This window comes from Cellulomonas sp. A375-1 (genome assembly GCF_001040865.1).
Lineage (GTDB): Bacteria > Actinomycetota > Actinomycetes > Actinomycetales > Cellulomonadaceae > Cellulomonas > Cellulomonas gelida.
Window position 1 is genome coordinate 1 of the sequence record NZ_LFKW01000147.1, and the last position, 5,629, is coordinate 5,629.

Below are 5,629 nucleotides of genomic sequence, written 5' to 3' on the forward strand. Positions count from 1 at the left end.
GGGGGGGACAGGCCGGTGTGGGGTCGGCCGGTCGGGTGAAACGCGCCTCGTCGGCCTGGTGATCAGCGGGTGAAAGTCATGATCAGGCAAAGAAGTAGTAGACGGCGCGCGTCTGACCTGCGAGGCTGCTCCGTTCGCCGCTGGACGGTCGGGACACCGGCCACCACGGGGGACACCCGACACGTCCCCGTGCGCTGCCAGCACCGATGCGCACGGACCGGCCTCGACGAAGGAGCAACGCATGGGCTTTGCGGACAAGCTGCGCGGTCAGCTGATCGACATCATCGAGTTCCTCGACGACTCGCGGGACACGATCGTGTGGCGCTTCCCGCGGCAGGGGAACGAGATCAAGAACCAGGCACAGCTCGTGGTCCGTGAGGGTCAGGTCGCGGTCTTCGAGAACGAGGGCCAGATCGCCGACGTCTTCGGCCCGGGCCGGTACGTGCTCGAGACGAAGAACCTGCCGATCCTCACGACGCTCAAGGGCTGGAAGTACGGCTTCAACTCGCCGTTCAAGGCCGAGGTGTACTTCGTCGCGACCCGTCAGTTCACGGACTTCAAGTGGGGCACGCAGCACCCGATCACGCTGCGCGACCCGGAGTTCGGCATGGTCCGCCTGCGGGCGTTCGGCACGTACGCGCTGCAGGTCGCCGACCCGTCGGTGCTGCTGCGCCAGCTCGTCGGGACGGACTCGAACTTCCGCACCGACGAGATCGGGGAGTTCTTCCGGCAGAACATCATCGGCCACCTCGCGCCGGCGATCGCGAGCTCGGGCATCCCGATGCTCGACCTCGCCGCGAACCAGCAGTCGCTCTCCTCGAGGCTCGCGCCCGCGCTGAGCGCCGAGCTCGCCGAGTACGGCGTGACGATCCCGCGGTTCGTCATCGAGAACGTCTCCCTGCCGCCCGAGGTCGAGGCCGCGCTCGACAAGCGCACGCAGATGGGCGTGCTCGGCGACCTCGACGCGTACACGAAGTTCCAGACCGCGACCGCGATCGGCGACGCCGCGAACAACCCCGGCGGCGCGGGCGAGGGCCTCGGGCTGGGCATGGGCATGGCGATGGGCACGCAGATGGCGCAGACCATCGCGCAGTCCAACCAGGCCCACCAGGCGGCGCCCCAGGCCGCGCCGGCCGGACCCCCGCCGCTGCCCGTCACCGACGAGCTCTGGTACTACGCGACCGGCGGCTCGCAGGCCGGCCCGGTGACGCCCGAGGCGCTCGCGCAGCAGGTCGGCGCGGGGCAGGTCACGCGCGACACCCTCGTCTGGAAGCAGGGCATGGCCGCCTGGACCGCCGCGGGTGAGGTGCCGAACCTCGCCGGGCTGTTCCACGCCCCGCCGCCGCTGCCGCCGACGGCCGCCCCGACGCCGGGCGCCTGACCATGACGCACGACTCCTTCGCGCCGCCGCCGCTCCCGCAGGACACGACGGCCGGTCCCTGGACCGACACGCCCTCGACCGACTCGACCCCGACCGCCGCGACGGCCGGCTGGGGCGAGGACTCGGCCGCCGTCGAGCGCGGTCGCTGCCCGGTGTGCGGTGCGGCCCTCGCGTACGGCGCGGGCTCCTCCGCGCTGGTCTGCGGCTCGTGCGGCCACCGCGTCGAGATCACGCACGGCGACGACGAGAGCGTCTCCGAGCACTCGTTCGAGCAGTGGCTCGCGCACAACGACCGCTACGAGGTCGCCTCGATCGGCGGCCAGGTGCTCGCGTGCGACGGCTGCGGCGCGAGCACCGAGACCAAGGACGTCGCCGGGCACTGCCAGTTCTGCGGCGGGAACCTGGTCGCGTCGTCGAACCCCGAGGGCGTCATCCCGCCCGAGGGCGTGCTGCCGTTCCTGGTCGACAGCCGCGCCGCGCGCGACAACTTCACGAAGTGGGTGCGCTCGCGGTGGTTCGCACCGGGCGCGCTCAAGCAGGTCGGGGACACGGAGTCCATCCGCGGGACCTACCTGCCGCACTGGACGTTCGACGCCAACACGACGAGCGACTACACGGGCCAGCGCGGCGAGCACTACACCGAGAAGCAGGGCGACCAGGAGGTGCGGCGCACGCGCTGGCACCACGCCAGCGGCCGCATCCGCAACACGTTCGACGACCTGCTCGTCCCCGCGTCGACCACGCTGCCGCGCAACCGGGTCGCCAAGCTCGGCCCGTGGACGCTCGGCGAGGTCAAGCCGTACAAGGCCGAGTACCTCGTCGGGCACTCGGCGGTGCGGTACGACGTCGACCCGCAGGCCGGGTACGTCGAGGCGAAGCAGACGATGGACGACGAGATCCGCGCCGACGTCAAGCGCGACATCGGCGGCGACGAGCAGCGGATCCACCACATCGACACCACCTACTCGCAGGTGATGTTCAAGCTGATCCTCCTGCCGATCTGGATCGCGACGTTCATGTACGCCGGCAAGCAGTGGCAGGTCATGGTCAACGCGAACACCGGCGAGGTCGTCGGGGACCGCCCCTACAGCGTCCCGAAGATCGTCGCCGCGGTCGTGGTCGGGCTCGTCCTGGCCGGGGTGGCGTTCTGGCTGTTCAACCGCGACGGCTAGCGCCCGCTTCACGACGACGGCGACCTCCCGGGGGTGGGGGGTCGCCGTCGTCATGCTCAGCCGGTGCTCAGTCGTCGTTGCCGTACGTGTGCTCCCAGCGGTCCTCGACCGCCTGCGAGACGCTGCCCTGAGCCACGAGGTCCGTGCCGCGGCCACCGCTCAGCGCGTCGGTGTCGCGCCCGCCCTCGAGCAGGTCGTGGCCGTCCTGGCCCCACAGCTTGTCGCGCCCCGCCTCACCCTCGAGGTGGTCGTTGCTCGTCCCGCCGTAGAGCCGGTCGTCGCCGGTGCCGCCCTCGAGCTCGTCCTTGCCGGCGCCGCCGTCGATCCAGTCCGCGCCCGAGCCGCCGTCGATCTCGTCGTGGCCCGTCCCGCCGCAGATCGTGTCGTCGCCACCGTTGCCGTCGATCTCGTCGTCGCCCCCGAGCCCGACGATCACGTCAGCACCCGACGTCCCCTCGATCTCGTCCGCGGCGCCGGTCCCGACGATCGTCGCGGCCTTGCCGTGGCACGTGGGGACGGCGGCGCTCGCGGCCGTGCCGCCGACCACCGTCAGGGCGAGCCCCACGCCGAGGGCTGCGACGCCCGTCGTCCACGCGAGCACTGGCTTCTTCGTCATGGTCACTCCTCAGTCGATGGCAACCCGTCGTGCACGAGGGAACCGGCCGGCGATGAGGCGCACGTGAGCGCTCCGTGAGAGAACCCTCATGTGAGCGAGCCTCGCTTGCAGGCGCGAGACGGCGCTTCTTTGGAACTTTAGGGTGCTTTACCTGAGCCAGATAGGGCACCCTCATGTCCCCGAGCCCAGCGCCGGCCACGTCGCCGGCCAGTGCGGTCAGCGGAAGTGGGTGGCGAGCCAGTCGAGGAGGAGAGACTTCTCGGCGGCCTGGACGCGGGTGCGCAGGGAGGCCACGTCGTCGGACGGCTCGACGGGCACGACCGCCTGGGCCAGGACGGGACCCGCGTCGTACTCGGCCGTGACGATGTGCACGGACGCGCCGGTCTGCGGGGCGCCGTCGGCAAGGACCGCGGCGTGCACGCGGTCGCCGTACATGCCCTGGCCGCCGTACGCGGGCAGGAGCGCGGGGTGGGTGTTCACGACGAGACCGCTGAACGCGTCGAGCGTGCGCGGCCCGAGCTTCTTCATGTAGCCGGCCAGCACGACGAGCTCGATGCGCGCGTCCGCGAGCGCCTCGACCATCGCGGAGTCGAGAGCGTCCGGGTCGGGGTGCGTCACGCCGGACAGGTGCAGGGTCGGCACGCCACGCGTACGCGCGTGCTCGAGCGCGCCCGAGCCGCTGTTGTTGCTGATGACCAGGGCGACCGTCGCGTCGATCGTCGTCCCGGCCGCGTCCATGATCGCCGCGGCGGTGGACCCGGTGCCGGACGCGAGGATGGCGAGGCGCGCGCGAGGGACGTCGGAGGTGGGGGAGGTCACGCGCACAGCATAGGAGCGGCTCGTCGTCGGGCGATTCTCCCGGTCGCACGCAGGTGGCCACCCGGGCGACCCCTGGCCGCCCCGGAGCGTTCGTCGGCGCTTCACCTGGCGGTGCCATCGTCGCAGCGCCCCGGCGGCTGCCGGGTCCCACGACGACCGGGCGGACCCGGTGGGAGGAGCGCAGCGCGCGATGGCCGTCGTGCCCGTGCTCGTCGGCACCCGCCACTTCGGGAGCGCCTCCGCGGAGGCGGACGGCGGGGGAGAGCCTCCGACGATCCCGCCCGCACCGCCGCCGGCCATCCCCCCTGCGCAGCAGGACGAGCCGCGCCGGATCGGCACGCGCCGCTCGGGCAGCGACCGCGTGTTCCGCGCGGTGCTCACGGCGAGCGGTGTCGGGGTGCTCGTCGTCATGGCGACCGTGGGGCTGTTCCTGCTCGCCCGGGCGTGGGACGCGCTGCGCGTGGCGGGGTGGGGGTTCCTCACCACGCAGGCGTGGGAGCCGGACTCCGGGAACTTCGGGATCGCCGCGATCCTCGTCGGGACGGTGCTGATCGCGCTCGTGGCGATCCTCGTCGCGGTGCCGTTCTCGCTCGGTGTCGCGCTGTACATCAACGAGTTCGCGCCGCCGCGCATCAAGCCCGCGCTGACCAGCGTGGTCGACCTCATGGCCGCGATCCCGTCGGTGGTGTTCGGCCTGTGGGGCTTCTTCTTCCTGCAGGGGCACGTCACGGGGCTCGCACGCTGGCTGTCGACGACGTTCTCGTGGTTCGGCCCGTTCCAGGTCCCCGGGACGGACCCGACCGACCCGCTCGCGACCGCGACCGTCTACACGTCGTCGACGTTCATCGCGGGACTCGTCGTCGCCATGATGATCACGCCGGTGATCGCGTCGATCATGCGCGAGGTGTTCTCGCAGGCGCCCGTGGGGGAGCGCGAGGGGGCGCTCGCGCTGGGCTCGACGCGCTGGGGGATGATCCGGTCCGTCGTCCTGCCGTTCGGCAAGGGCGGCATCATCGGCGGGACCATGCTCGGGCTCGGCCGCGCGCTGGGCGAGACCATCGCCGTCTACATGATCATCTCGCCGGTGTTCGCGATCCAGTGGCACGTGCTCGCGAACGGCGGCAGCTCGGTGTCCTCGCTCATCGCGCTGCGCTACGGCGAGTCGACGCCGTTCGGGATGTCCGCGCTCATGGCGGCCGGTCTGGCGCTGTTCCTGATGACGCTGGTCGTCAACTTCGTCGCGTCGTCGGTGGTCGCGCGCTCGCGTTCGGGGGCGAGCAGCTGATGAGCACGACGACGAGCACGACGAGCACCGGGACGACGAGCACCGGCACGACGAGTACGACGAGCACAAGCACGACGAGTACGACGAGCACAGGCACGACGAGCGGGCCGGAGACCCGGCGGCAGCTGCGCGGCATCCGGCTCGGCGACCTGCTCGACGTCGTCGGCGCGGCCGTGGCCGCGTTCGCGCTCACCGGGCTGCTCGCCTCCCAGGTGCTGCCGATCAACCACCCGATGGGCTTCGGCGCGGTCGGGGTCGCGCTGTTCGTCCTGCTGTACGCGCTCCTCGTCGGGCTGACGGAGAGCTCGGTGATGGTCCGTGACCGGCTCGTGGCGGGCGTCGTGCACGGGCTCGCC

5 protein-coding genes and 1 pseudogene are annotated in these 5,629 nt (G+C 71.9%); 4 read left to right on the forward strand and 2 right to left on the reverse strand.

Going from position 1 to position 5,629, the window contains the following annotated elements; genetic code table 11:
* Positions 1–241 precede the first annotated feature (241 nt).
* On the forward strand, positions 242–1,381 hold the full coding sequence (locus CWIS_RS15905) for an SPFH domain-containing protein (RefSeq protein WP_048344322.1): 1,140 nt from the start codon (positions 242–244) through the stop codon (positions 1,379–1,381).
* Between the two features lie 2 nt (positions 1,382–1,383).
* Positions 1,384–2,553 (forward strand): hypothetical protein, encoded by a 1,170-nt coding sequence (locus CWIS_RS15910; RefSeq protein ID WP_197080873.1) that lies wholly within the window; start codon positions 1,384–1,386, stop codon positions 2,551–2,553.
* 67 nt (positions 2,554–2,620) lie between these two features.
* Here CWIS_RS15910 and CWIS_RS15915 read toward each other — a convergent pair whose 3' ends face one another.
* The gene (locus CWIS_RS15915) at positions 2,621–3,169 is read right to left on the reverse strand and encodes a calcium-binding protein (protein ID WP_053071789.1); all 549 of its coding nucleotides are present in this window, start codon (positions 3,167–3,169) and stop codon (positions 2,621–2,623) included.
* A 216-nt stretch (positions 3,170–3,385) separates the two neighbouring features.
* On the reverse strand, positions 3,386–3,988 hold the full coding sequence (gene purN, locus CWIS_RS18170; protein ID WP_197080874.1) for a phosphoribosylglycinamide formyltransferase: 603 nt from the start codon (positions 3,986–3,988) through the stop codon (positions 3,386–3,388).
* Between the two features lie 190 nt (positions 3,989–4,178).
* On the opposite strand from purN, the gene pstC reads away from it, so the two are divergent.
* Positions 4,179–5,273, forward strand: coding sequence for a phosphate ABC transporter permease subunit PstC (pstC, locus tag CWIS_RS15925; RefSeq protein ID WP_231583942.1), 1,095 nt, complete (start codon positions 4,179–4,181; stop codon positions 5,271–5,273).
* Positions 5,273–5,629: pseudogene (locus tag CWIS_RS19635) on the forward strand (hypothetical protein); the annotation flags it as partial. The gene pstC and the pseudogene CWIS_RS19635, both read left to right, overlap by 1 nt.

Coding starts and splice junctions, on each gene's coding strand:
- CWIS_RS15905 (WP_048344322.1), top strand. CDS start 242: ATGGGCTTTGCGGACAAGCTGCGCGGTCAGCTGATCGACATCATCGAG.
- CWIS_RS15910 (WP_197080873.1), top strand. CDS start 1,384: ATGACGCACGACTCCTTCGCGCCGCCGCCGCTCCCGCAGGACACGACG.
- CWIS_RS15915 (WP_053071789.1), bottom strand. CDS start 3,169: ATGACGAAGAAGCCAGTGCTCGCGTGGACGACGGGCGTCGCAGCCCTC.
- pstC (WP_231583942.1), top strand. CDS start 4,179: ATGGCCGTCGTGCCCGTGCTCGTCGGCACCCGCCACTTCGGGAGCGCC.